The 24,642-nt window shown below is 65.0% G+C and carries 19 protein-coding genes; 7 read left to right on the forward strand and 12 right to left on the reverse strand.

The genetic code is table 11. The features are described from left to right. Positions 1-5 precede the first annotated feature (5 nt). Genes V2S85_RS14745 through V2S85_RS14770 form a run of 6 tightly spaced genes read right to left on the reverse strand, consistent with a single transcriptional unit; the run spans position 6 to position 9,126 of the window. The gene (locus V2S85_RS14745) at positions 6-1,361 is read right to left on the reverse strand and encodes an LLM class flavin-dependent oxidoreductase (protein ID WP_330703599.1); all 1,356 of its coding nucleotides are present in this window, start codon (positions 1,359-1,361) and stop codon (positions 6-8) included. Between the two features lie 14 nt (positions 1,362-1,375). Continuing rightward, positions 1,376-2,683, reverse strand: coding sequence for an acyl-CoA dehydrogenase family protein (locus V2S85_RS14750; RefSeq protein WP_330703600.1), 1,308 nt, complete (start codon positions 2,681-2,683; stop codon positions 1,376-1,378). A gap of 35 nt (positions 2,684-2,718) precedes the next feature. Further along, positions 2,719-3,654, reverse strand: coding sequence for an ABC transporter permease (locus tag V2S85_RS14755; protein WP_330703601.1), 936 nt, complete (start codon positions 3,652-3,654; stop codon positions 2,719-2,721). Next, complete coding sequence (locus tag V2S85_RS14760) at positions 3,651-5,327, reverse strand: ABC transporter substrate-binding protein (RefSeq protein ID WP_330703602.1); 1,677 nt, start codon at positions 5,325-5,327, stop codon at positions 3,651-3,653. The genes V2S85_RS14755 and V2S85_RS14760 overlap by 4 nt, the downstream gene beginning before the upstream one ends. Further along, entirely contained in the window at positions 5,324-7,015 is a 1,692-nt protein-coding gene (locus V2S85_RS14765) for an ABC transporter substrate-binding protein (protein WP_330703603.1), read from the reverse strand. Before V2S85_RS14765 ends, V2S85_RS14760 begins: the two co-directional genes overlap by 4 nt. Continuing rightward, positions 7,012-9,126 carry a TonB-dependent receptor family protein gene (locus V2S85_RS14770; protein ID WP_330703604.1) on the reverse strand — a complete coding sequence of 705 codons (2,115 nt, stop codon included), beginning with the start codon at positions 9,124-9,126 and terminating at the stop codon, positions 7,012-7,014. Before V2S85_RS14770 ends, V2S85_RS14765 begins: the two co-directional genes overlap by 4 nt. Before the next feature lie 415 nt (positions 9,127-9,541). On the opposite strand from V2S85_RS14770, the gene V2S85_RS14775 reads away from it, so the two are divergent. From V2S85_RS14775 to V2S85_RS14800, 6 genes are all read left to right on the forward strand, one after another. After that, positions 9,542-11,407, forward strand: coding sequence for an ABC transporter ATP-binding protein (locus tag V2S85_RS14775; RefSeq protein WP_330703605.1), 1,866 nt, complete (start codon positions 9,542-9,544; stop codon positions 11,405-11,407). Further along, positions 11,404-13,212 (forward strand): ABC transporter ATP-binding protein, encoded by a 1,809-nt coding sequence (locus tag V2S85_RS14780; protein ID WP_330703606.1) that lies wholly within the window; start codon positions 11,404-11,406, stop codon positions 13,210-13,212. Before V2S85_RS14775 ends, V2S85_RS14780 begins: the two co-directional genes overlap by 4 nt. Positions 13,213-13,241: 29 nt before the next feature. Further along, positions 13,242-14,210: an aldo/keto reductase gene (locus tag V2S85_RS14785; protein ID WP_330703607.1), complete on the forward strand. Its 969-nt coding sequence runs from the start codon at positions 13,242-13,244 to the stop codon at positions 14,208-14,210. A 106-nt stretch (positions 14,211-14,316) separates the two neighbouring features. After that, positions 14,317-14,928 (forward strand): XRE family transcriptional regulator, encoded by a 612-nt coding sequence (locus V2S85_RS14790; protein WP_330703608.1) that lies wholly within the window; start codon positions 14,317-14,319, stop codon positions 14,926-14,928. Positions 14,929-14,999: 71 nt separating this feature from the next. After that, entirely contained in the window at positions 15,000-15,431 is a 432-nt protein-coding gene (locus tag V2S85_RS14795; RefSeq protein ID WP_330703609.1) for an Rrf2 family transcriptional regulator, read from the forward strand. A gap of 520 nt (positions 15,432-15,951) precedes the next feature. Next, positions 15,952-18,225 (forward strand): TonB-dependent receptor domain-containing protein, encoded by a 2,274-nt coding sequence (locus V2S85_RS14800; RefSeq protein ID WP_330703610.1) that lies wholly within the window; start codon positions 15,952-15,954, stop codon positions 18,223-18,225. A 65-nt stretch (positions 18,226-18,290) separates the two neighbouring features. On the opposite strand, the gene V2S85_RS14805 is transcribed toward V2S85_RS14800, so the two are convergent. Continuing rightward, positions 18,291-19,019 carry a helix-turn-helix transcriptional regulator gene (locus tag V2S85_RS14805; protein WP_330703611.1) on the reverse strand — a complete coding sequence of 243 codons (729 nt, stop codon included), beginning with the start codon at positions 19,017-19,019 and terminating at the stop codon, positions 18,291-18,293. A 173-nt stretch (positions 19,020-19,192) separates the two neighbouring features. Here V2S85_RS14805 and V2S85_RS14810 point away from each other — a divergent pair, with 173 nt between their 5' ends. Continuing rightward, positions 19,193-19,795: a TetR/AcrR family transcriptional regulator gene (locus tag V2S85_RS14810; RefSeq protein WP_330703612.1), complete on the forward strand. Its 603-nt coding sequence runs from the start codon at positions 19,193-19,195 to the stop codon at positions 19,793-19,795. A gap of 39 nt (positions 19,796-19,834) precedes the next feature. On the opposite strand, the gene V2S85_RS14815 is transcribed toward V2S85_RS14810, so the two are convergent. From V2S85_RS14815 to V2S85_RS14835, 5 genes are all read right to left on the reverse strand, one after another. Beyond that, entirely contained in the window at positions 19,835-21,487 is a 1,653-nt protein-coding gene (locus tag V2S85_RS14815) for an FAD-binding protein (protein WP_330703613.1), read from the reverse strand. Between the two features lie 242 nt (positions 21,488-21,729). After that, complete coding sequence (locus V2S85_RS14820) at positions 21,730-22,596, reverse strand: SDR family NAD(P)-dependent oxidoreductase (protein ID WP_330703614.1); 867 nt, start codon at positions 22,594-22,596, stop codon at positions 21,730-21,732. Continuing rightward, a complete protein-coding gene (locus tag V2S85_RS14825; RefSeq protein WP_330703615.1) occupies positions 22,596-23,150 on the reverse strand; it encodes a nuclear transport factor 2 family protein in 555 nt (184 codons plus the stop codon). Before V2S85_RS14825 ends, V2S85_RS14820 begins: the two co-directional genes overlap by 1 nt. After that, the gene (locus tag V2S85_RS14830; RefSeq protein WP_330703616.1) at positions 23,140-24,036 is read right to left on the reverse strand and encodes an SDR family NAD(P)-dependent oxidoreductase; all 897 of its coding nucleotides are present in this window, start codon (positions 24,034-24,036) and stop codon (positions 23,140-23,142) included. The genes V2S85_RS14825 and V2S85_RS14830 overlap by 11 nt, the downstream gene beginning before the upstream one ends. Beyond that, entirely contained in the window at positions 24,033-24,563 is a 531-nt protein-coding gene (locus V2S85_RS14835; RefSeq protein WP_330703617.1) for a nuclear transport factor 2 family protein, read from the reverse strand. Before V2S85_RS14835 ends, V2S85_RS14830 begins: the two co-directional genes overlap by 4 nt. Positions 24,564-24,642: the final 79 nt, after the last annotated feature.

Genomic DNA, 24,642 nt, shown 5'->3' on the forward strand with positions numbered 1-24,642 from the left:
TGCGGTCAGGATGCGAGCGCTGCTTCGCGCTTGGGGCTGGCGTAACGATTGTCCGGGTGCGGCAGGCCGAGATGGTGGCGCAGCGTGGTCCCGGTATATTCGTGGCGGAACAGGCCGCGTTTGCGCAGTATCGGCACGACCTCGTCGACGAAGAATTCGGCGCCCGAGGGGAACATGTCCGGCATCAGGTTGAAGCCGTCCGCCGCACCTGCGCGGAACCATTCCTCCAGCGTATCGGCCACCTGCTCCGGACTGCCCACGACGAGCCGGTGGCCGCTGCGGATGCGGCGGGAAAGCTGGCGCACCGTCAGGTTCTCGCGCCGGGCAAGGTTCACCTGCGCCTCGAAGAAGCCGTGCGAGCCGCGCTCGTAATCGACCACGTTGCCCAGCTTCTCGAACGGCAGCGGGGCATCGAGATCGAGGTCGGACACCGGCAGGCCGATGCGCTGGGCGATCTGGCTGGCAAGGCCGCTTTCACCCTGGAAGGCATCGAGCGCGTCGCAGCGGCGCTGCGCTTCCTCCTCGGTGCTGCCGATCACGGTGGAAAGACCGGGCATGATCTTGAGATGCTCGGGATTGCGGCCCCAGCCCCGCGCGCGCGCCTTCATCTCGTCGTAGAAGGCGATGCCGTCCGGAAGCGTCGTCTGCGTGGTGAAGATCGCATCCGCCCAGCGCGAGCCGAGCGCCTTGCCGCCTTCGGACGAGCCTGCCTGTACCACGACGGGGCGGCCCTGCGGCGAACGCGATACGTTCAGAGGCCCGCTTACGCGAAAGTGCGCACCTTCATGGTCGATCCGGTGGACCTTGGCGGGATCGGCGAAACGGCCATTCTCGCGGTCTGCGACAATGGCGTCGTCCTCCCAGCTGTCCCACAGCTTGAAGACGACATCGACGAACTCGTCCGCGCGGCCATAGCGATCGGCATGGATGGGAGCGCCTGCCAGTCCGAAGTTCTGCGCTGCGGCGTCGCCTGCATTGGTGACGACGTTCCAGGCCGCACGCCCGCCGCTGATGTGGTCCATCGACTGCAACCGCCGCGCAAGGTTGAACGGGCTGTTGTACGAGCTGGAGCAGGTCGCGATCACGCCGATATGCGTGGTCGCCAGCGCCACGGCGGTCAGCAGGACGGTTGGTTCCAGTCGCCCGGCGGGCTGGCTTTCGACATCACCCCCAAGTGCCGGCCCATCGGCAAGGAAGATTGCATCGAGCGTGCCTCGCTCCGAGATGCGCGCGATGTTCTGGTAATAGCCCACGTCCATGCAGGCGCGGGGATCGACTTCACCCAGGCGCCATGCGGCGGCGTGACCGCCATGGCCAAGGATGTTCATGCCGATGCTCATCTGCCGTGGCGACTTGCTCATGACACGTCTCCCGCTCACGCCGCGCCGACGGCGATTGTTTCGGAGGCAGCCTCAGCGTCGGCTTCTTCCGGCTTGGCCGGGTTCCACTGCTCGGCCCATTGCTTGCGGAAATCGGTACCGTTGAGAAAATGGTCGCCCAGCACCTTCTCGCGCAGGATGGCGGGATTGTGCGAGCCGAGGGTGCGGGCGTTGCGCCAGTGCCGATCCAGACGGCGACTTTCCTGCGTCGCGGACGATCCCCCGACCTCGAAAAGCAGCGCGGCGATTTCCGGCACCGAATGGACCAGCACCTGCTGGCCCTGATAGGCACGGCGGTCCGCCTCCAGGAACAGGTCGTCGTCCGGCTCACCCGCGAGATAACTCGCGTAAGCGGCGTCGAGCGCGGCGGAGACGCTTTCGACGATGGCCTCGGCGGCGAAGACATGGCTGGCGATCTTGCCGACGACGCGCTGAACGAGCGGGTCATTGCGGGGATCGCTGTTGCCGGGAACGCCGAAAGTACGCGTCTTGGCCTGGACGAAGGCGATGGCGTCCCGTTTCACGGCGCGGGCGATGCCGGTCAGCGCGGAAAGGTGGAACTGCTGGTAGAAGGCGGTGATGTAGCTGTCGGCACGGAACTCGCCCGGGTTGAAGCGGCGCAGTATCTGCGCTTCCTCTACGCGCACGTTCTCGAACACCGTGGATCCGCTCCCGGTCAGGCGCTGGCCGAAACCGTCCCAGTCGTCGATCCGCGTGACGCCTTCGGCATCGGTCGGAACGAGGACGCTGACGCGCGCCTCACCGTCCTTTGCGGCGGCGGAAACCCAGTCGGCGTAAAGAGTGCCGGTGCAGTAGTACTTGCGCCCGTTCAGCCGGTAGTGATCGCCCTCCTGCACGAGTTCGAGCGTGGTTTCGGTGGCGCTGGTCCGCTCCGCCATGGCTGCCCCGACGAGGTCTCCTGCGACGATGCGTTCGAACCAGGTTCGACGGACCTCCGGCTGCTCGTCGTCGTTGAGGCGGATTTCCACGAAGGCGAAGTGCGCGCGCAGGATCTGGACGAGGTTGGAATCTGCCTCGCCCAGTTCCACCAGCAGGCGGAACAACTGGGCGATGGTCGCCCCGCTGCCGCCCTCGGCGTCGGGGATGCGGATCGCGCCGAAGCCGGCCTCGCGCAGCCAGTTCACTTCCTCGTGCGGCAGGCGGCGCTCGATCTCGCGCGCGACGGCGCCTTGCGCGATGCGCGCGAAGATCGGCCGGAAGCGGGCGGCAAGGTCTTCCCAAACGGGCGGTTCGGTGGACGGAGCGGTCCTGACTTCGGGCTTGCGCAATTCGACGACACTCATGGGCTTCACCTGTTCTTGCGGGAGTTCGTAAGGGATCAGCGGGCGACCGTGCGCGGGTCGACGATCGCGCCGACAAGATCGACGGCGATGCTGGCGATGACGTAGAAAAGGGCACTGACGATGGTGATGCCGATGACCACGGGAACGTCGGTGGTGTTCGAGGCATCCACCAGCAGACGGCCGACGCCGGGGCGGGAAAACAGCGATTCCGTGATCGCCGCACCCGCGATCAGCACTGCCAGGAAAAAGCCGGCCAGCGTGATGATCGGCATCAGGGCATGGCGCAGGGCATGGCCGAAGCGGGTGCCGAGGTCTGAAAGGCCCCGCGCGCGGGCGGTAAGGATGAAAGGCTGCTCGAGGACGTCTTCCAGCTCCTGCCGCAGCACCTGCGCCAGCGTCGCGGCCATCGGCAGGGCCAGCGTCAGCGCCGGAAGCACCAGTCCCGCCAGCCCCGGCGCGTTCGCGACCGGCAGCACGGGGAAATAGAACGCGAAGACGAGCAGCAGCGCGATGCCGATGACGAAGACCGGCATGGCGACCAGCACCAGTTCACTGACCGAGGCCAGCTTGCCGATCCAGCCTCGCTTTCGGCGCACGGTCAGCGTGGCCGATGCGATCGCAAGAACGAACGCAAGCACCGCGGATGTGAGGCCCAGTTGCAGGGTCGGCCAGATCTGGTCGCCGATCGCCTCGCTCACGGGTATGCGCAGGCGATAGGACTGGCCGAGATCGCCATGCAGCAACCGCCATAGCCAGTCGCCGTACTGGATGAGGAACGGGCGATCGAGGCCGTACTCGGCTCGGACAGCCGCGATCTGTTCCGCCGTGGGCATGGCGTCCGGGCCGCCGAGGATGGCGATGGCGGTATCCCCGCTCGTCAGGTGCATCATGATGAAGGTCAGCGTCGCCGCCCCCCACAGCACGATGGCGCCGGTGAACAGGCGGCCGGCAAGGAAACGGGGCAAGTTCATGAGCTGCTCTCCGCGAGCCAGGCCGTCGTCAGGAACGGCATGTTGTGGGACGTGTCGTAGACCATGCCGCGCAGCGAGCGGCGGTAAGCGATGAGCGTATGGTTCTCGTAGAGCGGCACCGCAGGCATAAGGGTGACCAGCCGTTCCTGCGCAGCGGCATAGAGCCGAGCCAGTTCTGCTGGATCGCGGTTCGCACGCGCTGCCGAAAGCAGCGCATCCAGTCGCGCATCGTGCAGCATCGTCGTGTTCTGGCCTATGAAGGCCGGCGTGCTGATCTGCTTGCCGTGGTAGACGATAAAGAGCCCGTCCGGCGTATTGGTGTGCCAGTAGCCGGGACCAAGCGCCTGATAGGCGTTGCGCTTGCGCCGGTCGGTCAGTTGCGGCGTCGTCACTTGTTCTATGTCGAGCTTGAAGCCGATCCGCTTCACGTCGGCCTGCAGGGCGACGACGACGGGGCTCAGCATCGCCGTCTCGGTCAGGAGCACTGTCGCCTCCAGCCGCTGGGCGCCGCGCGTGCGGTAACCGTCTTCATCGCGGCCCGTCCATCCGGCACGGTCCAGCAGCCGCCCGGCCCGCTCGAGATCCGGTCCCCCTGTCTTCGCGTCGAGATCGGCGTAGGGCGTGTTGGCGGACAGGAAAGCCTGCGTCGGCGCGAACTCGCCGAAGCCGCTCATCCGCGCGATCCCGGTGCGGTCGATCGCGAGGGCGAAGGCCTGGCGCACGGCGGTATCGTCGAACGGCGCGCGCGATACGTTGAAAGTGATCGCCCGCGTGGGATTGCCGAGGTTGACGCGGTTGCCGAGGACCAGCTCCGGATTGGCCCGGATTTCCCGCGCATTCTGCGGCGGCGCGTCGATGGTGAGCTGGTACTGGCCCGAAGCCAGCGACACGTAGCGGATCAACGCTTCGGGTACGAAGCCCACCTCGATCCGGTCGATATAGGCAGGGCCCTTGTGCCGCAGGAAATCGGGTGCCCATGCATAATCGCGGCGCTTGGTGAAGGCGATGCCCTCCTGCCGCCGATAACTGGCCACCACGTAGGGGCCGGAACCGATCGGATGGCTGGCGATCTCGGCAGGCGATTTCTTCAGCACGGCGGGCGAAAGCATGCCGAGCCAGCTCTGGGCAAGGACGTTCAGGAATGGCGTGTAAGGTTCGGAAAGCTGCGCCTCGAACGTGTAGCGATCGACCACGCGCCCGCTCCTGTAGGGCGCGATGTAGGCGGTGGTCATCGCCGCGCGCGTCTTGGGATCGCGAACGCGGTCGAGGTTGGCGCGCACGGCTTCGGCATCGAAGGGCGTGCCGTCGCTGAAGGTCACATCGCGGCGCAGATGGAAAGTGTACGTCTTGCCGTCCGGCGAGATATCCCAGCTTTTCGCCAGCCAGGGCGTGATGTTCCCCTTGTCGTCGAGGTAGACGAGGTTATCGGATATCAGCCGTCCCAGCCACTTCGGGTTGGTCGCGGCGATGGTCTGGAGGTCGAGCGTCCCGGTGTCGCTGGCGACCGAGACGCGCAAGGTGCCGCCGGGACGACCGCTTTCGGTCTCCACGTAATTGCTGCGGTCGTAAGTGAAGGCGTGGCGGGATGGCGTCTGGGCGAAGTCGGCCTGCGGCGTGGCAGAACGCGCACAGCCCGCCAGCAGCAGCGCGCCTAGAAAGACGGCGCGCCTCATGTGCGACCTTCCACCCAGGCGCCCGTCAGGACCGGGGTGTTGTGCGAAGTGTCATAGAGAATGCCATGGACCGCGCGGCGGTGAGCGGTGATCGTGTGGTTCTCGTAAAGCGGAATGCCGGGCGCGAGCCAGACCAGCCGCCTCTGCGCGAGAGCATAGAGACGGCGGCGCTCTGCCGGATCCTGGCTCTCGCGCGCGTCTTCCAGCCAGGCGTCGATCTGCGGATCGCGCAGGCGCGACACGTTCTGCCCGATCCGCTTCTTCGAGGCGACTTCTCCGCCCTGATAATTGATGTAGAGCGCATCGGGCGTGTTGGTGTGCCATACGCCGCCGGCAAGCGCCTGATAGTCGTTCGCCATCCGCCGCTTGGTCAGCATCGGCAAGGTCAGCTGGACGATCCGGAAATCGAAGCCGACCGCGCGCGCATCGGCCTGAAGCGCGACGATCACGGAACTGAGCGTCCCGGATTCGGTAACGAGGATATCCGCCCCCAACCGCTGGCCCGCCTTGGTCCGATATCCTTCGGCATCGCGGCCGGTCCAGCCTGCTTCATCCAGCAGGCGTCCGGCGTGCGTGATATCCTGCCGCAGCAAACCCGCCGCACCGGCATCGTAATCTGCGGTATTCGATGCAAGGAAATCCGTCTTGGTGCGGAATTCTCCAAAGCCGTTGGCCTTGGCGATACCTGTGCGCCCCACGCCGAAGGCCAGCGCCTGCCGTACGCGAATGTCATCGAACGGGGCGCGATCGACGTTGAAGTTCACCGCGCGCGAGGTGATCCCCGTCCGCACCCGGTTGTCGAGCACAAGGCTGCTGTCCGCCCGGATCGCAGCGGCATTCTGCGGCGGCGCATCCATGGTGAGGTCGTATTGCCCGGATGCCAGCGCGGTATATCGGACCAGCCCTTCAGGTACGAAATCCACGTCGATCCGCGCGACATAGGCAGGCCCGGCATGACCGATGAAATCCGGAGCCCAATCGTAATGCGCCCGGCGCACGAGGCGGATGCCCTGCTGGCGGCGATAGCTCTCGACCACGAAGGGGCCGGAACCGATCGGGTTCGAGGCGATGGTCTTCGGCGCTTCGCGTATCTGCTTGGGCGAGATCATCGCAAGCCAGCTTTGCGCCAGCACGTTGAGGAACGGCGCGTAAGGCGCGCGCAGCGTGGCCTCGAAGGTGTAGCGATCGATCACCCGGCCGCTTTCGTACGGAGCGATATAGGCAGCGGCGAGCGGCGACTTCGTTGCCGGGTCGCGCATGTGCTCAAGGTTCAGGCGCACCGCCTCGGCATCGAACGGTGCACCGTCGCTGAACGTAACGCCCTTGCGCAGATGGAAGGTGTAAGTCCTGCCGTCCGGCGATACGTCCCAGCTCTGCGCCAGCCACGGGGTCGGGAGGCCCTTGTCGTCGAGATAGACGAGATTGTCGAAGATCAGCCGTCCCAGCCACTGGGCGTTGCCGTGCGAAATCGAATGAAGGTCGAGCGTGCCCGTGTCGGCCGCCGCCGAGACACGCAGGATGCCGTCGCGCTGCCCCGGTTCCGCAGGGTGGCCGGTTTCCCGGTAGTCACCCTGCGATAGCGCGGATCCGGCATCCTGGTGTGCCGCCCGAGGCGGCGCGGCGCATCCCGCAATGGCGCCGGCAAGAGCGCCCGTCAGGATGATGCGGGATGCGCCGCCCACGATCATCGGCCCAGCTTCACGGAAATGCCGCCGATGATGGAGAACCCGTCACCCGGGTTCGAGCGGCGACCATCGAGGCCCGCCGCGTTGTAGACCGGCGCTACGGCCGCTACGTAGCCCTTGTCGCCGATGTTGCGGAAGTCGATGAACGCGCTCCAGTCCGCATCCTTGGGCGCATAGCCCAGCGTCCCGCCGAAGATCACGTAGCTGCGCGTCTTGAAGCTATTCGCGTAGTCCACGTAATAGGCGCTCGACGCCTGCACATCTCCCGAGATGTAGAAGCCCGAGGAATGATTGAAGCTCAACTCACCCTGGTAGAAGTGCGGCGGCAGGCTGGGCAGCGTGTTCTTGTCCCACTGCGCATCGTCGCGGAAGTGGAAATCACTATAAGTGTAGGCATGCCGGGTGGAGATGTTCGTGCCCGGATCGCGGGATGCGCGCCACAGCGTCGTCTCGAAGCCTGCCTCGATGCCCTGGTGGATCGTCGGGCTGGCGTTGGATTCGGCGGTGATGAGCACCGGGGTCTGCTGGATGACCACCGAAAGCAGCTCGTTTTTCACCCAGGCGCGGTAGGCGCTGATTTCCCAGTTGCCGAAGATCGGCGACGTACCGCGCGCACCGATCTCCCCGGTCCAGGCGGTTTGGTCCTTGAGCGCAAGGCCGCGCACGGCCTGCGTGATCGCCGGGCCGCTGATGAAAGTGCCCGCCGCCGTGCTGAGATGCGACCAGTCGTTCGCAGGCTCCACCGACCGGCTGAAGTTACCGTAAAGCTGGATCTCCGGCGTCACCGCGTATTGGAGGCCCGAACGCACGGTATAGTCCCAGCTATTGCGGCTGTAGGGCTCGGTCGGCAGGAAGATACCGGATCCCACTGCCGTCTCGTAAGTCGCCGGATAGACGACATGCGTGGCGCGGTAGATGTTCAGCAGCGCGCCGCCCAGCGTCAGCTTCAGGCCCGGCAGCGGCTCCGACGTGTTGTTGACGTGCAGGTTGCGGTCGGCACCGTCGTAATGGGCCGTGCGCAGCAGCGTGCCGGCCGTCGTCCCCGATACGTGCGCCCCGCCGTTCGCGGGGTCCACGGTATAGCGGTTGTAGGTCTTCTGCCATGCCCTGACGTTGTCGGACGTAAGCAGGCCGATCCGCGTCACGCTGTCGCGACCGAACAGCGTATCGGTGCGGGTGTAGTCGACGACGCCGCTCAGCGTCGTGTAACCCCACTTGGCGATGTTCTGCGTTCGGATGTCGATGGGATAATCGTGGTAGACGAAGCCGACCGACAGGTCGGAATCGTCGCCCAGCGTGAAGGTCGTCTTGTTCGCGATCCACCAGGAACCGGGCTGGATGCGCTTCGCGTTGCGCGCGACGTTGGCCGGTTCGGCCGTGGTCGGATTGTTGCTGATCTCGGCGCGGGTCAGCGAACCGGGCGTCTCGTTCGACGTCTCGCGATAACGGACATAGAAGCGCGTCTCGATATCCGGTGTCAGCTGGATGCCGATGTTGCCCAGCACGCCGAAGCTGCGCCCTTCGGACTGCCGCTGGAACCCTTCGCGGTGCGAGTAGGTGGCGCTGACGTAGTAATCGACGTTGCCGTATTGCCCGCCGCTGGCAAGCTGGCCCTTCTGGTAACCGAACGAGCCGCCCTCGACCCGTGCCTCAAGCAGCCTGGCGTCATCGCGGCCCGTCTTGGTGACATAGTTGATCGCACCGCCAAGGTACGAAGACCCCTGATCGAACCCGTTCGCGCCGCGCAGCACCTCGGTGTACTTTAGCCCGAGCGGCTCGAACAGTTCGTAAGGCGTGCCGCCCGGGCCGGTGACGGGCAATCCGTCGAACTGGAACAGGATGCCGGTTCGGAAGAAGTTGGTGCCGCGATTGACGGCGGAGCCGCGGATCGAGATCTTCAGGCCATCGGCGCCGCCGGCCGACTGGGCGAAGACGCCCGGCTGGAATGCCAGCACGTCCTGGTTGGTCAGGACGCGGCCCTTCTCCACCTCGGTCTGGTCGACGATGCCGGCGCCGCCGGGAATCTCGGAAATCTGCTTGCGGGCAGTATCGATCGTGCTGGTGCCGGTGACGACAATGGTGCTGGCCGGATCGGCAGCGTCGGCAGCAGCCACCGGCACTTCCTCCGCATGGGCAGCGCCTGCCAAGGCGGCCGTAAGGGCAAGGGCGGACACGGCATGGGTAAATCTGCCGGTGACTTCTAATCTGCGAAAACCGGATGGAAACTTGAACGACATAAGCAAACTGCCCCCCTGGGAACTGGTCTTTGCCTGCATCCGGTCGTGGGGTCTGCGGCCACACCCAAAGGGCCATATCCCTACTCACAAGATCAATAAATCATTCCTTACTGATTTGATAGAGAATCTAATTCAGCCGGTAAATCCGATCGCAATCCCCCAATATATGATTGTTTTATAGTTATTTTTATGATCCCCTACCTGTACCAACAGACAGGCTGCGCGCCTTTACAAAGCGAATAATCCGATCCTATCACTGCCATGACTCGATGCAGCAGGGGCAGGATCGGCAGTGAAGAAGGAGCAGGCGCAGGACTGGTCAGCCGGCGAGGCAATCAGCGCGCTCGGGATCGACAAGGTGCGTGCACCCGCGATCCTGAAGCGGGTCGTGGCGCAGACCCTGCACTACCGCTGGCGCTTCACTGTCGCGATGAGCGCCTGCCTGGGCGCGGCGCTCGCCAACCTTGCCCTGCCGCGCCTGCTCGGCCGCGCGGTGGACCAGACGGTCGCGATCGTCGGCCGTCATGGTGCAGGCGCCGCAGCCCTCGCGCCCGTCGCCGGGACCGCCGCCCTGCTGGTCGGCGCCAGCGCCTTGCGGGGCATCCTGCAGATGACCGCAGGCTACAACGCCGAAGTCGTCGGGCAGAGCGTGGGCCGGGACTTGCGCCTCGCGTTCTTCGAGAAGCTCCAGCGCCTTGACTTCGCATTTCATGACCGCATCCACTCGGGCGACCTCATCACGCGCGGGATGCTCGATCTGGAGGGTGTGCGCGGGTTCCTCGAACTCGGGCTGCAACGGATCGTGCAACTCGTCCTGCTGGCAGGCGTCGGCGGCTGGCTGCTGTTCGACCGCGATCCGGTGCTTGCCTCGGTGACGCTGCTGTTCCTGCCACTGGTCGCGCTCCTCGCAGGACGAATGGGCCTGCGACTGCGCCTCGCCTGGACGCGGCTGCAGGAGCGCATGGCGGTTCTCACGCTTGTCATGGAAGAGAACCTGCAGGGCGCGCGCGTGGTGCGGGCCTTTCCTGCCCGCGCGCACCAGATGGCGGCGTTCGACCGGGCGGGAGACGCGGCGCTGGCCCACGCAAACCAGCGCATCCGCATCCGGGCGCGGTCGATGGCGCAGATCAACGGCGCGTACTACGCGGCGATGCTGCTGGTACTGTGGCTGGGTTCCCATCGCATTGCGGCGGGCGCCATCACCATCGGCCAGCTTGCCGAGTTCCTGGCCTTCATGACCATCCTGCAGATGCCGGTGCGCCAGACCAGCATGATCATGAACGCCGCCGCCCGCGCGGTTTCATCCGGCGCGCGCCTGTTCGAGATCCTCGACCGGGAGCCCATCATCGCCGACGCGCCCGGCACAAAGGCGCTGGCCCGCGGCCATGGCGAACTGCGCTTCGATAACGTGTCGTTCCGCTATGCCGACGATGCCCCCTGGGCCCTGCGCGGCGTAAGCTTCACGGTCGGGCCGGGACGCACCCTTGGCGTCGTCGGCCCGGCCGGAGCCGGCAAGACCACCCTCGCCCACCTCGCCGCGCGGTTCTACGATCCGCAGGAAGGCCGGGTTCTCGTCGATGGACAGGACGTGCGCGCGGTTACACTGGAATCGCTGCGCACCGCCGTCGCCCTGGTGGCACAGGACGTGTTCCTGTTCGACGACAGCGTGGAACGCAACATCGCCTACGCCGAACCCGAAAGCCGCCGCACCGACGTGCGCGCGGCCTCGAGGACCGCTCAGCTTCACGACCATGTCGAAGGCCTGCCCGCCGGATATCGCACCGGCATCGGCGAGCGCGGATCGCGTCTCTCGGGCGGACAGCGTCAACGCGCGGCGATCGCGCGCGGGCTCCTGCCCGACGCCGCCGTGCTGATCTTCGACGATTCCACTTCCGCCGTCGATGCCGCGACCGAGCATCGCCTGCGCCGCGCCCTGCGCGCAGCGACCGGACACAAGGCGACAGTCATCATATCCCACCGCTTGTCCTCGCTCATGCACGCGGACGAGATCATCGTGCTGGACGAAGGGCGCATCGTGGAGTTCGGCACCCACGCACAACTACTCAGTGCTGGTGGCTATTATGCGACCCTGCATGCCCTCCAGACCAGCGCCCCAGAGACGGGAAGTGACCGTAACCGCGAGGAGATCGACGCATGAACGCGATCACCGCCAACGATCCCGACCGGATCTCCCCGCGCGAGGAGCGCGACGAGATGTTCGTGCCGATCACCTCGGGCGTCATGGAGCGACTTGGCCCTTTCGTCCGCCCGCATCGCCGCCTCGCGCTGGCTGCGTTGGCGGCGATCCTCCTCTTCGTCGGTGCGCAACTGGCCATCCCGCTACTGATCAAGGCGGCCGTGGACAGCCTTACGGGGCAGATGGGAAGCTGGGCCCTATCGTACATCGTCGTCGCCTTCGCAGCGGTGATCGTACTCAACAGCCTTGCGAACTACTGGTCCGATGTCGCCGCCGCCCGGCTAGCGCAGCGCATCATATTCGACTTGCGCCGGGCGATGTTCGAACATCTTCAACGCGTCTCGCAAGGCTTCATGGATCGCAGTCACGTCGGCCGCATCATGTCACGCCTTCAGGGTGACGTGAACGCACTGCAGGAGTTCTTCGAGACTTCGGTGCCTGCAGTCGGTGACATGGCGTTGCTGGTCGGCATCGTCGGCGTTCTTTTCGCGCTGGAGTGGCGACTGGCACTTCTGACGCTGCTGCTTGTTCCGGTGCTGCTGGGCGTCAGGGCGCTGTGGCTGCCGCGGGCGCGGATCGTGTTCACCGCCGCGCGCGATTCATCGTCGATCGTAAACGGCGCGCTGGCGGAAAACATAAACGGTGTCCGCGTGGTGCAAGCCGCGCGGCGCGAGGTTATCAACCTCGCCGACTTCGACCGCAAGGCCACCGACAACCGGGACGCGCAAGTCGCCGCCGCGTGGACGGCGCAGATCATGGTGCCTACGATCGATACCCTGACCGGGATCGCCATCGCCATCGTCGCACTGGGCGGTGCCTGGTTGGCACTCGGCGGAGGGACCGACATCGGCGTGATGGTAGCCTTCATCTTTTACGTCCAGCGCTTCTTCGAGCCGGTACGCACGCTGGCCCAGCAATACACCGCCGCCCAGCGCGCCACGACGGCGGCACACCGCATCTTCGAAGTGCTCGACGTACCGGTGGAGATATCGGAGCAACGCTTCGCACCCCCGCTGGAAGCGAAGGTGCCGTCGATTTCGCTGCGCCACGTCACCTTCGGCTACCGCGCCGGGCAACCGATCCTCACGGACTTCTCGCTCGACATCGCCCCGCACGAAGTGGTCGCGCTGGTCGGTCCGACAGGCTCGGGCAAGAGCAGCATCGCCGCGCTCATCTGCCGTCTCTACGACGTATGGCAGGGTGCCGTCGTGATCGGCGGGCAGGACGTGCGCCACGTCCGTCAGCAATCCATCGCGCGCAAGGTGGTCATGGTGCTGCAGGAACCGTTCCTGTTCACCGGCACCATCGAGGAGAACATCCGCTTCACGACCCCGAACGTCAGTCACGAGAACATCGTGCGCGCGGCGAAAGCCGTACGGGCGCACGACTTCATCGAGACGCTGCCCGACGGCTATGCGACGATGCTCGACCAGCGGGGGCAGAACATCTCGGTCGGCCAGCGCCAGCTTATCAGCTTCGCGCGTGCGCTGGTGGCGGACCCCGCCGTGCTCATCCTCGATGAAGCCACCGCCAGCATCGACAGCTTCGTCGAGGCACAGATCCAGGAGGCGCTGCGCGTCCTCATGCGCGGACGCACCAGCGTCCTCATCGCCCATCGCCTGGCCACGGTGAAGGATGCTGACCGCATCGTCGTCCTCAGGGACGGCGCGATACTCGAACAGGGGTCGCCGCAGGAACTGCTGGAGCGCGGCGGGCTCTACGCCGACCTCCACCGGCACAATTACGCGTCATTCGACGAAATCTGAGTTTTCCGCGTACCCAAGGAGATACGACAATGACTGCATTTTCCCGCAGCTCTATCGGCAAGCAGGGCTACGGCTGCATGGGCCTGTCGCACAGCTATGGCCAGGCAGAGGACGAGGATTCAATCCGCACGATCCACCGTGCGCTGGATCTTGGCGTGACGCTGATCGACACCGCCAACGTCTATGGCCAGGGCCATAACGAGGAACTCGTCGCCCGGGCTCTCGCGGGCAAGCGCGGCGACGTGGTGCTGGCCACCAAGTTCGGTCTGCGCTTCGGCGACGATCCCGAAAGCCGCCACGTCAACGCAGAGCCGGCCTACGCCCGCCGCCGCATCGAAGAGAGCCTGAAGCGCCTGCGCACCGACCACATCGACCTTTACTACCTCCACCGCGTCGATCCGCTCGTCCCGATCGAGGATACCGTGGGCGAACTGGTCCGCCTCAAGGACGAGGGGAAAATCGGTGCGATCGGCTTGTCCGAAGCATCCTCCGACGTGATCCGGCGCGCCCACGCGGTGCATCCGATCGCCGCGCTGCAGAGCGAATATTCGATCTGGGAGCGCACCGTGGAGGAGGACATCCTTGCGACGACGCGGGAACTGGGCATCGCCTTCGTCGCCTACAGCCCGCTCGGCCGCGGATTCCTTGCCGGCAGCCGCCCGACCGAGGACAGCGACCGTCGCCACCTGCATCCGCGTTTCCAGGCCGATGCGCTGGAAGTAAACAGCCGCCGGTTCACCGTCATCAAAGGCGTCGCGCAGCGCCTTGGCGTGACCGTGGCGCAAGTCAGCCTCGCGTGGCTGCTTGCCCGCGATGTGGTGCCGATCCCGGGCACGCGGCGGATCGCCAATCTGGAAGCGAACCTCGCCGCGAACGAGCTTGTCCTGGATGCCTCGACGCTGACCGAACTGGACGAAGCCTTCCCGATCGGCACCACGGTCGGCTCGCGCTATCCGGCGCAGATGCGCGCCACGCTGGAAGCGGTCGGCGTGCGCTGAACCAAGGCTTGCACGGGACCAAGATTAATTGTCTACTTGCTGAATAGACAATATGCTGTTCTGTCGTGGCGCTTACCGCGCCACGACAACCTTCCGGAGGCGACCGATGAGTGCCCGTCAGCAGAAGTCTCCCGTGCCCGGCGAAGCCGCGGCGCTCCCGGTTCCGGTCGGGCGCCGGATCGCCCATCACATGCAGCGTCGCGAACTCGACATCGATGTTCTTGCCGCGCGCACCGGTCTGGACGCCGATGGCCTCGGCCGGATCATCGACGGCGAGTGGCAACCCACCATCGATCTTCTGTGGAAGATCGCCAATGCCCTCGACGTGCGGCCGGGTTCGCTGGTCGCCTACGGCTATACCCCTGAATTCGCACTGTCGCGGGCGGGGCACGAGCCTCGGCTGGCTTCTCCGGACGGTGGCTACGTCTCCCGCGCGCTGTCGCCCTTCCAGTGCGGCAAGCCTTTCGAATTGTACGGCATCGACATGGCGGCTGGAACCTGCCAGCAGTTCGAGGCGCATCCTCCCGGCACTTTCGAAACGCTGACGATCCACCACGGCGACGTTGAGATCGTGATCGGAAAGGAGCCGCCGCGCCGCCTGCGCACCGGGGACTGGGTCCAGTTCCAGGCCGACGTACCGCACAGCTACCGCAATCTCGGCGGCGGGACGGCCAGCCTCTATCTCGTCATCGCCTATCAACTGTCCGGGAACGCCTGAGCGGCGCGGCCAACCCCGCAATTGCACTTGCGCGCCCGGAGCTTTATGGAACGCCGCGTCGACGGGGTTCCATGCTTTCCAACAAGTCAAAATACGGGCTCAAAGCCTTGATGTATCTCACCGGCGCGGAAGGTCCGCTGCTGGCCAACGACATCGCCGTCGCCAACACCATTCCTCGCAAGTTCCTCGACGTCATCCTGCTGGAACTGAGCCGTGCCGGCTTCGTCACCGGCAAGAAGGGGCGGGGTGGCGGTTATGTGCTGGCCCGCCCGGCGGAGCGGATCAGCGTGGGCCAGGTGATCCGCGTACTCGAAGGCTCCTTCGCCCCAATCGCGTGTACCAGTCGGACCGACTACAAGGCTTGCGCGGACTGTCCGGATGAGGCCGCCTGTCGTATCCGCGATCTCATGCTGGACGTACGCGACCAAATGTCGATGGTTCTCGACAACACGAGCATAGCCGCCTTGACGGCGCGCCAGACACGCGGTGAGCGAGTTTTCTAAGTCTCGCCTTTCTCTTTCCGGGCAGACTTAACCTTCGAGCGAAGTCAGAGGGAACGACCTCACGTCCAGGCACATCCGCAGATAATGTGCCCGGGGCGGCGCATGGCGTGTCGCGCTGATGGTCAGCGGAGTACGGCAAGGTTGATCGCGGCGAAGAAAATCTATTCTCACATGATCATTTCTCAACTGTTCGAGTAGAGAGCCTGCTGATATCGCAGCACCACAGCGGGAATCAGCCCGCTACATGCTCTGACTGACCGGGCCCCCGGAGGCGAGAGCTGCATGTGACCCGCGACCACGTGCGCCGGAAACGGGGGCATCCTGACGACTGTTCATACATGGACCGCTTTGGGTCAGGCTGCACGTTCATGCGGTTCCAGCCTCGTGCGACGCATTGCTGGCGTCGGCAGGGCCTACGTCGGCAGGTTCGCCACCGTCTCATCGTCCTGTTCGACTTGAGGGCGGGCATTCGCGGCTCACGGCAGGCGGCCATCTCATCTTTTCTGGTTTAGGGGAAATCATGCGTTTTCGCATAGCTTTTGCGTGCTCGATCGCGGCGGCCTCTCTGGTCGCGGCTCCGGTTCTGTCTCAGGAAGCCGCGCCCGGGGCGGCGCCTGAACATGGCCCTGCACAGGGCGCTGTAGCGGAGGGGGGTAAACCCGCCGACACGATCACGAGGCAGCGCATCGAGGCCTTCGCCAAGACCCTGCCGACAAGCGATCGCGAGGACTTCGACCTCGTCCAGCGCGGCTTCATCGCGACGGTCGCCGACGGCAAGCTGCGCGGCCCCGACGGCCAGGCGGTGGGCGACGTGAACACCGACGCGTTCTTCGGCCAATCTGCCCCCGCGACCGTGAACCCCAGCCTGTGGCGCAACGCCCAGTTGCTGCAGAAGCACGGGCTGTTCAAGGTCTCCGAACGGATCTACCAGATCCGGGGCTTCAGCATTTCCAACATGACGGTGATCGTCGGCGACACCGGCTACATCATCGTCGATCCCGGCTACGAAGCGGAAGCCTTCACCGGCATGCAGCTCGTCTACGAGCATCTCGGCCAGAAGCCGATCGTCGGCGTCATCTATACGCATAGCCATACCGACCATTACAGCGGCGTCCGCGCGGTCATCTCGGACGAGGAAGTGGCGGCCCGGCACGTCCCCGTCGTCGCGCCCGAAGGCTTCATCAAGGAAATTCTCAGCGAAGCGGTGATCGCGGGCCCGGCAATGACCCTATGCGGCGTCTCGCAACCGGCGCTGGCGCAGGAAGCGCAGGCGGACAGCGGCGGGCTCGGCGGCGAAATCGTCGTCACCGCGCAGAAGCGCGAGCAGAAGCTGCAAGACGTCGGCATCGCCATCACCGCCTATTCGGGCGAGCAGTTGCGTACGCTCAATGTCACCGACAGCCGCGATCTCGCGGCATTCTCGCCGGGCGTGCATACCGGCGGCAACATCGCCGGGCAGAACACCCAGTTCACCATTCGCGGCGTGACGCAGAACGATTTCAACGACATCGTCGAGGCGCCCAACGCGGTCTATCTCGACGAAGGCTACATCGCGGTCGCGCAGGGGCAGACCTTCGCCACGTTCGACATCGACCGCGTCGAGGTGCTGAAAGGGCCGCAGGGCACGCTGTTCGGTCGCAACGCGACGGGTGGCCTCGTCCACTTCGTCACCACCAAGCCGAGTCTGACCGAGACCACCGGCTACGTCGACGTGAAGGGCGGTATCTACGATTCGGTCGGTTCGCCGATGATGTTCCACGGCGAGGCGGCGCTCAACGTGCCGCTCTCCACCACGCTGGCGGTGCGCGGCGCGGTGATGTGGAACAAAAGCGACGCGCTGTTGCGCAACCGCTATCCGTCAGGCGCGGTCGGCGGATCGCCGGGCGCCGGAGCGGGCGCGAACCTGGGTGACGACGATACGCTGGCGGGCCGCCTGACGGTGCTGTTCGAGCCGACCGACACCGCCCGCTTCACGCTTTCGGGCAATGCCGCGCGCAGCCGCATGTCCACCGCGCCGTACCAGAGCAAGTCCACCATCGGCGTCTTCAATGCCGACGGCGAACTGGTCGACGTGCGCAATGCCGCCGCCGACGAAACCCGCGCGACGATCGGCGCGAACGGGCAGGACATGGGCTCCGACACCGACAACAACGGCGTCTTCGGCGACAGCTATGGCCGTCCCGTCGCAGGCGGTGACTTCTTCGGGTACATCGACCCGGACGGGAAGGACTTCGCCACCTCCAGCGACTTCGCGTTCAAGGATCACAACCACGTCAAGACGCAAGGCTTGAACCTGACGGCCGAGTTCGACCTGTCGGACGCGGTCAGCCTGACTTCGGTGTCCGACTACAAGCACTTCGAGAAGCTGCTGTTCGTCGATGTGGATGCCGGACCGGGCAATCAGGCGGCGAACTATGCGGGCGTGAATGCCAATACCTATTCACAGGAACTGCGCCTCAACGGCTCGACCGACAGCCTGAACTGGGTGGCGGGCGGCTTCTACCTGCACATCGACAACCACTCGCTCAACGGCCTGAAGTTCCCGGTCGGCAGCGTGGTGCCCGGCGCGCCGATGGACCTCGGCGTCGATGCGCGGCTCAAGACCGACTCCTATTCCGCCTTCGGTCAGGTGGAATGGAAGTTCGCGCCCAAGCTGACGATGATCCTGGGCGGCCGCGTGATCCGCGAACAGAAGGACTACGCCTTCTTCCAGGGCATCTGGAACACGCCGGATTCGCGCAAGGTCCACACCGGTACGGCAAGCCGCCGCATGATCCGGATCCCTCGCGCATGATCGCGACGATGGATATCAGCCTCTGACGGACAGGCCCGGCGCAAGGCCGCGCCGGCCTTCTCACCTCACGCCGCGCTGGGCAGCAGCCCCAGCGTGGCGGCACGGTAGACCGCGTTGGCGCGGCTGCTGGCGCCCAGTTTCTCGCACAGGTTCGTGAAGTGATACCGCACGGTGGTGCGCGCGATCGTCATGCTGTCGGCGATTTCGTCGTCGGTCCGCCCCATCGCGATCAGCCGGATGCACTGGACCTCGCGCGGGCTCAGCACTCCCGGCAGCGCGGTGTCCCTGATCTCCGGGCTGCCGTCGAAGTGCTCCAGCATGAAATCCCGCGCGAGCGAGGCGAACTGCTTGCCGAATGCCGCATATTCCGCCGAAAGATCGGTCCGGAATGACGAACGCGGCGTCAGGATCACCCCGCCGATCCGGCCGAGCGAGGCTCGCACCGCAATCGCCATGAACGCCGGAACGGAGAGTTCGAGCACGGTGCGCTTCCACAGCCGCGCCAGCACCTCGTTGGGCCGCATGGTCACGATCCCCGACGGGTTCGCCCAGAAGACGTCGTCCTCGACGATGAGGGCCTGGGCAATCAACGACAATGCCCCGGCCTTGTGGGTTTCCCAGTTCAACCGTTTGGGAGCAGTCATGCCTGAGGAATGATGGCCGGTACGATTGTCCATGACGCTCAGCCTGAATGACCCCATCTCCGATACGAAGGCGGCAAGGCGGCCGGATGCCGGCCCGGCTTCGGCATGAGAGGCACCGCATTGCGGCAGGAACGATGGTTGGTCAGGCATGATCCGAATCCCGGTCCCTTCGAGATGCAAGTCGATCGAAGAGTTCTATATTATATAACTATGTTCTAAATAAAATCGACTGCCGGTCAATGACCTCGGGGCTTGGCTTCGCTGATTTGCGGAAGTAGCGTGGACGGCCACGACGTCCTCTGGAAATCAAGGTAACAGCTTCCATGCCGCGCATAGTCGATCACGAGCAGCGGCGCAGGGAGATCGCCAAGGTCGTATCCGGGCTTGTGCTCAAAGGCGGCGCCGAAGCCGTCACCATCCGCGCCGTGGCCGAGGAATGCGGCTACAGCACGACCATCGTATGCCACTATTTTCGCAGCAAGCACGAGATGCTCGCCTATACCCAGCGGATCGCGTGGCAGCGGGGACTGGCCCGGATCAGAAAGGCCGGCAAGGACGGCAAGGATCTTCTGGCATGCCTCGACTTTGCGCTGCCCACCACCAGCGCGCGCTGGCAGGACTGGCACTGCTGGCTGGCCTTCTGGGGCCAGACCCCCGACACCGAGGGCATCGAAACGGAGTGGTCCGAAAGCAGCACCTCCAGCAACGACGTGTTCATCGATCTGATCGCCAGAGCCCAGTCGCGGGGCGAATTCGATCCGGCCGAGAATCCGAGAGACGTCGCGACCGATATTCAGGTCGCGATCAACGGCATCGCGACGCTGGTTGCCATTCAACGTTCGGACTGGCCTGCCAAACGTCAACGCGAAATGCTGCGTAAGCATCTGCTGCGTCTGGGCTACAGACCGAAAGTCCCGGGATCCTGAGGCCGGCGCGCGCTTTGACGGCGGCGCCGGCCCATGAGGTCAATGATTGGGAATATAGGCGCCGAGATGCTTGCCGGCGATGAAGCCGAAGGTCATGCCCGGCCCGAGCGTACCGCCGGCGCCGCCATAAGCCTCACCCAGCACCGCCGCCATCGCATTGCCCGCCGCATAAAGCCCGGGAATAGGATTGCCGCTCCAGTCGATGACTTGCGCATCGGCGTTGGTCTTGGGCCCTCCCGCCGTGCCCAGGGCGCCGGCCTCCATCTTCACGGCGAAGTACGGTCCCTGGTCGATTGCCCCCAGCGTGCGGTACGGCGCCTCGAAATCGGTGTCGCCCCACATGTAGAAGTTGTCGTAGGTGGCATCGCCGCGATTGAAGTCGTCGTCGTGCCCCTTGCGGACCATGCCGTTGAAGCGCTCCACCGTGGCGGCCAGCCCGGCCGGGTCGATCCCGGCGATCTGGGCCAGTTCCTCCAGCGTGTCCGCCTGCATCATGTAGGAGGGGACAGGGCCGCCCGGCGGCGTGTTGAAGGTCTGGTACTTGCTGCGGTAACGCTGGTCGATGATCAGCCAGTACGGCAGATTGGCATAGGCATGGGTGCCTGCGTCGAAGGCATGCAGGGTCTTGCCCAGTGCATTGTAGTTGGCCGCCTCGTTCACGAAGCGCTTGCCTGCACGATTGACGAGGATCGCGCCGGGACGCGCGCGCTCGTCGGAGCCGAGCATGTAGTTAGGCTTGGCCTCGCGGTGCTGGGGCTTGAATTCCAGCGCGCTCTGCATCCAGTAGGCATGCTGCATATTGCCCAGCTGAGCCCCGGCCTCGATCGCCATGAGCAGGCCGTCGCCTTCATTCTCGGGCACGCTGACCGGGCCGGTGAGCGGCCCGCGCAGAAACGTCTTCACCAGCACCTCGTTCCACTCGAAGCCGCCGGTGGCGATGACCACGCCGCGACGGGCGCGCACGCGATAGTCCCGGCCATTGGCATCCTCGGCGACGACCCCGATCACCCGGCCGCCGTCCTTGATCAGCTTGCGCGCGCGCTTTTCGAATTCGACCGGGATGTCGCGGTCCAGCACCGCCATGAACAGCGATCCCGCCAGGGCTTGCCCGAGGCCGCGATAGTCATGCGCCTCGCGCTCGGCGAGAGCCGCTTCGTCCAGACTGCCGGTAATGGCTTCCATCAAGCTGCCGCGCAGCGGATAGGCCATCTTGCTGGGGTTCACGCGGCCTGCCCACTTGCCGAGCCGCTCGAACGAGAACGCCTCGTTGTCCAGCGAACGGCCGCCATCCGGCTTCGCGCCCGGGACATAGGACTGGTAGTCCGGAAAATCCGCGAAGACATGGAAACGCACCGGCGTCCTGTCCGCGAAGTAGCGGATCATCTCGGGGCCCTGCTCCATGAAGGCCATCAGGGTATCGGGATCGAGCGCGCCGGGACAAAGGGTATCGAGGTACGTCACCACGTCTTCGTCGGAATCCTCGATGCCGGCTTCGATCTGGTAGGGATTACCCGGAACCCACAGCATGCCGCCGGACATCGCGGTCGTCCCGCCGACCATCCCGGTCTTCTCCAGGATCACCACGTCCTTCGCGCCGAAATCGTACGCGGTGATGGCCGCCGTCATCGCCGCACCGCCGGAACCGAGAACGACGACATCAGCCTCGCGATCCCAGCAAAATTCCTCAGCCATCGATACTCCTCTCGACCTTGTTTCCGAACGACCCTTTGGCGGCGAGCCGTGATCGTTTTATAACAAAGTCCTAAATTATAGCCTCGAAGACCGGCAACTCTGAAAAGTCTTAGTATACCCTGCCGACACCGCTTCGCACCCTGCGGCGAGAACCTTCCTGGCTTCTCAGCCCCGGCACACTGATGCTCTCGTCACGCTTGGCCCATGCATTAACCGCCCGACGGGCTGGCCCATGCCTCACTTCATGATGTCGAGCCTGCGGCCCAGAGTGGAGCACCACGGCTTTCGCGCAGCGACGGGATCGTTCGCCCGTCCCTGTCGGTCAGACCATATTCGGCGGCGAGTTCGGCATTGATATAGGTTCCGCCCGACTTCCCGTGCAACCCAGGATCCCGGGCCAAGGCCGCGATCACGCGCCCCGGGAATTCGGGCGAGGAGCCCACCGCGCTGTTCAACTGGTTCGCCATGCCCGGCACGGACTTGAGGTTCTGCGTTGCCCGTTCGGTATATGTAAAACCTTGCCAGAGCGATACGGCACTGACGCCGGTTCCCTGCAGTTCGTGGCCCATATCGCGCATCATGCGATCGGTTGCGGTCTTCGTCGTACCGAAGACGACATCGTAAGTATAAGTGACGCCTACATAGCCGGACAGGCCTACGATCAGGCCGGAGCCTTGCGGCACCATGATCCGCGCTGCGTGCCAGGCCGCTACAAAGGCCGCGCGCATGCCGGTATCCCAGATCTCCCATTCGTCGGCGAGCGGCTTTTCCCAGAAACCGGTGCGCAGGGTCATGCTGTCCGGGATGGACATGGCGTTGTTGACCAGAATGTCGAGCCGTCCCTCGTCGCGCCCAATCTGTTCGAACACATCGGCGATGGCGGTATCGTCGCGAAGGTCCATCGCCACCGCCACGCCGCGCCCGCCGCGCGCGTTCACTTCGGCAACGGTTTCCTCCAACGACCCGGGAAGCGCATTCCCCCCCGGCCTGAGCGTTCGTGCGGTGACGTAGACGGTCGCTCCCTGCTCAGCCAGCGCGCAGGCTATGCCTTTGCCGATACCGCGACTGGCCCCCGTTACCAGCGCGATCCGTCCCTTCAGCGTTTCCATCACGCTTTCGCCGGATTGGCGGGCACGCGCCGGTTTACGAGCGGTCGCTGGTAGGACGGGTCTGCAATGCTACGCGAGGAGACACCGTTGACCGCGATGTCGGGAACGTCGGCAAACGGGATCGGCAGAGCCGGCGGCAGACAGCCCCACTCGATCACATTGGTGCGCAGCACGATCTTCCAGTCCCCGTCGCGGCGCTCCAACCGATCGATGTAGCGTCCCCCCGCGATCCACAGACTTTCGTCGCGGTTACGCCCGACGAACTGGTAGTACGTCTCCGAGTGCGCGACCGCACCATCGAGATCGATGTTCGATTGCAGCAGCGCATGATGGGTCGCGATCTGGCCGGCCTCATGCATCGGGATGGCCCAGTCCCAGCAGTCGGCTGCGCTGCCGACGAAGGGCCCTGCGGCCATCTCCGCGTCAGGCCAGAAGGCGGAGAGATAGATCTCACGGTCGAAACGGTCCATCCCGCGCGAGAAGCGCTCGAGACATTCGCGGATGTCCTGCTTGTCGAGCAATGCATCGATGCGGACCTGACGGTCAGTTGCCACGGTAGTTCACCTCCGAGATCGGCTTCCAGATGGGCGAGCCCCGCGTTGCGCGGGCGGAGGCGATGATGCTGCCGTCCACATCGGCGATCCCGTATTCCCGGGCTATTTCGGCAGTCACGTATTCTCCGCCCGACCGCTTCATGATCTCCGGGTCCGCCGCCAGCGCCGCAACCACGCGGCCGGGATGCTCGACCGAACTGCCCTGCATCGACGTGATGGAACTGGTCATCTTATCCCCCATCTTCGCGAGGTTGTCCCGGGCCTTTTCGGTCAAGGTCAGCCCCTGCCACAAGGTGAGCGAAGCGACGCCATGGGGTTCGAGTTCGATAGCCATGTCACGCGCCATGCGGTCCACCGCAGATTTCGAGGTGCCGAAGATTACGCCATAAGTGTAGGTTACCGCCGCGAAACCGGAGATCGCGATGATGAGGCCCGACTTCTGCGGCGCCATGATCCTCGCCGCGTGCCATGCGGCGACGTAGTTGGATTTCACGCCTACGTCCCACATCTCGAGGTTGGCAAGCGGCTTTTCCCAGAAACCCTTCGGTTCCAGCAGGTCATCCGAAAGCGTGAACGCATTGTTGACGAGGATGTCGAGACGCCCCTCGTCCACGGCGATCCGCGCGAAGAGCGCTTCCACCGCGGCGTCGTCGCCATGATCGCAGGCGACGGCGACACCGCTGCCGCCGCTCGCCTTGCCACGCTCGTCGCATTCCGCCGCGGTGCCGCCGACCGTTCCCGGAAGGTAATAGTCGCCTTCGCGCACGGTGCGACCCGTGACGTAGACCCGTGCGCCCTGCTCGGCGAGTACCAGAGCGATTCCCTTGCCGATCCCCCGGCTCGCACCCGTCACCAGCGCGACTTTGCCTGCAAGCGGCGCGCTCATCGGGGCTCTCCGGCGAACCAGTATTCGGAATGATCGCCCTTGGCACGGCCAGGGAAATGCTCCGCTGCGAAGGGATAGCCCATCACCCCCTTCGACCAGTCCGCTGCCACCCCCCAATCCTGCTCCCAGTCGTAGAGCATGATACGGTCGATGATGCGCCACTCCTGGCCGCGCTTCTCGAAACTGTCGAGATAGCGCCCGCCGATGCAGGTATCGCGATCCCCCTCGCCCATGTCGACGCGATGGTAGGAGAAGACGTGCGTTTCAGCCTTGGCCCGATCCCCTGACAGTTCGATGTGGGTCTGGCCGAGCAGATGCTGCGTGTCCTTGATGGCATCGGCGCCCGGCACCACCCATGCAAGGTAGGTTTCGAAGTCGCCGCTATGAACGCCATAATCGAAGCGGGCCTCGGGCCACCAGCTTGCCTGAATGAGTTCCGTGCTGCGCCGGTCCTCGCCTCTGGCAAGCCGCGTGACGCAGGCGCGAATTGCATCGCGATCGATCAGTTCGCGTAAAATCTGCTCCATCTGCCTCTCCTGCACACCCTTTCCGGGCGGCTTTCTATCTGCCTAACCGAACCCGTGCCGATAGGACTTGCCGCAAGTG

Origin of the sequence: Novosphingobium resinovorum (genome assembly GCF_036352595.1) — a bacterium.
Taxonomy (GTDB): Bacteria; Pseudomonadota; Alphaproteobacteria; order Sphingomonadales; family Sphingomonadaceae; genus Novosphingobium; species Novosphingobium resinovorum_B.

What these genes read in the sequence shown, in the direction of transcription:
- V2S85_RS14805 (WP_330703611.1), bottom strand. Translation starts at nt 19,019, where the DNA reads ATGCCTGACCAACCATCGTTCCTGCCGCAATGCGGTGCCTCTCATGCC.
- V2S85_RS14820 (WP_330703614.1), bottom strand. Translation starts at nt 22,596, where the DNA reads ATGGAAACGCTGAAGGGACGGATCGCGCTGGTAACGGGGGCCAGTCGC.
- V2S85_RS14810 (WP_330703612.1), top strand. Translation starts at nt 19,193, where the DNA reads ATGCCGCGCATAGTCGATCACGAGCAGCGGCGCAGGGAGATCGCCAAG.
- V2S85_RS14830 (WP_330703616.1), bottom strand. Translation starts at nt 24,036, where the DNA reads ATGAGCGCGCCGCTTGCAGGCAAAGTCGCGCTGGTGACGGGTGCGAGC.
- V2S85_RS14780 (WP_330703606.1), top strand. Translation starts at nt 11,404, where the DNA reads ATGAACGCGATCACCGCCAACGATCCCGACCGGATCTCCCCGCGCGAG.
- V2S85_RS14785 (WP_330703607.1), top strand. Translation starts at nt 13,242, where the DNA reads ATGACTGCATTTTCCCGCAGCTCTATCGGCAAGCAGGGCTACGGCTGC.
- V2S85_RS14790 (WP_330703608.1), top strand. Translation starts at nt 14,317, where the DNA reads ATGAGTGCCCGTCAGCAGAAGTCTCCCGTGCCCGGCGAAGCCGCGGCG.
- V2S85_RS14745 (WP_330703599.1), bottom strand. Translation starts at nt 1,361, where the DNA reads ATGAGCAAGTCGCCACGGCAGATGAGCATCGGCATGAACATCCTTGGC.
- V2S85_RS14815 (WP_330703613.1), bottom strand. Translation starts at nt 21,487, where the DNA reads ATGGCTGAGGAATTTTGCTGGGATCGCGAGGCTGATGTCGTCGTTCTC.
- V2S85_RS14765 (WP_330703603.1), bottom strand. Translation starts at nt 7,015, where the DNA reads ATGATCGTGGGCGGCGCATCCCGCATCATCCTGACGGGCGCTCTTGCC.
- V2S85_RS14800 (WP_330703610.1), top strand. Translation starts at nt 15,952, where the DNA reads ATGCGTTTTCGCATAGCTTTTGCGTGCTCGATCGCGGCGGCCTCTCTG.
- V2S85_RS14755 (WP_330703601.1), bottom strand. Translation starts at nt 3,654, where the DNA reads ATGAACTTGCCCCGTTTCCTTGCCGGCCGCCTGTTCACCGGCGCCATC.
- V2S85_RS14795 (WP_330703609.1), top strand. Translation starts at nt 15,000, where the DNA reads ATGCTTTCCAACAAGTCAAAATACGGGCTCAAAGCCTTGATGTATCTC.
- V2S85_RS14835 (WP_330703617.1), bottom strand. Translation starts at nt 24,563, where the DNA reads ATGGAGCAGATTTTACGCGAACTGATCGATCGCGATGCAATTCGCGCC.
- V2S85_RS14760 (WP_330703602.1), bottom strand. Translation starts at nt 5,327, where the DNA reads ATGAGGCGCGCCGTCTTTCTAGGCGCGCTGCTGCTGGCGGGCTGTGCG.
- V2S85_RS14750 (WP_330703600.1), bottom strand. Translation starts at nt 2,683, where the DNA reads ATGAGTGTCGTCGAATTGCGCAAGCCCGAAGTCAGGACCGCTCCGTCC.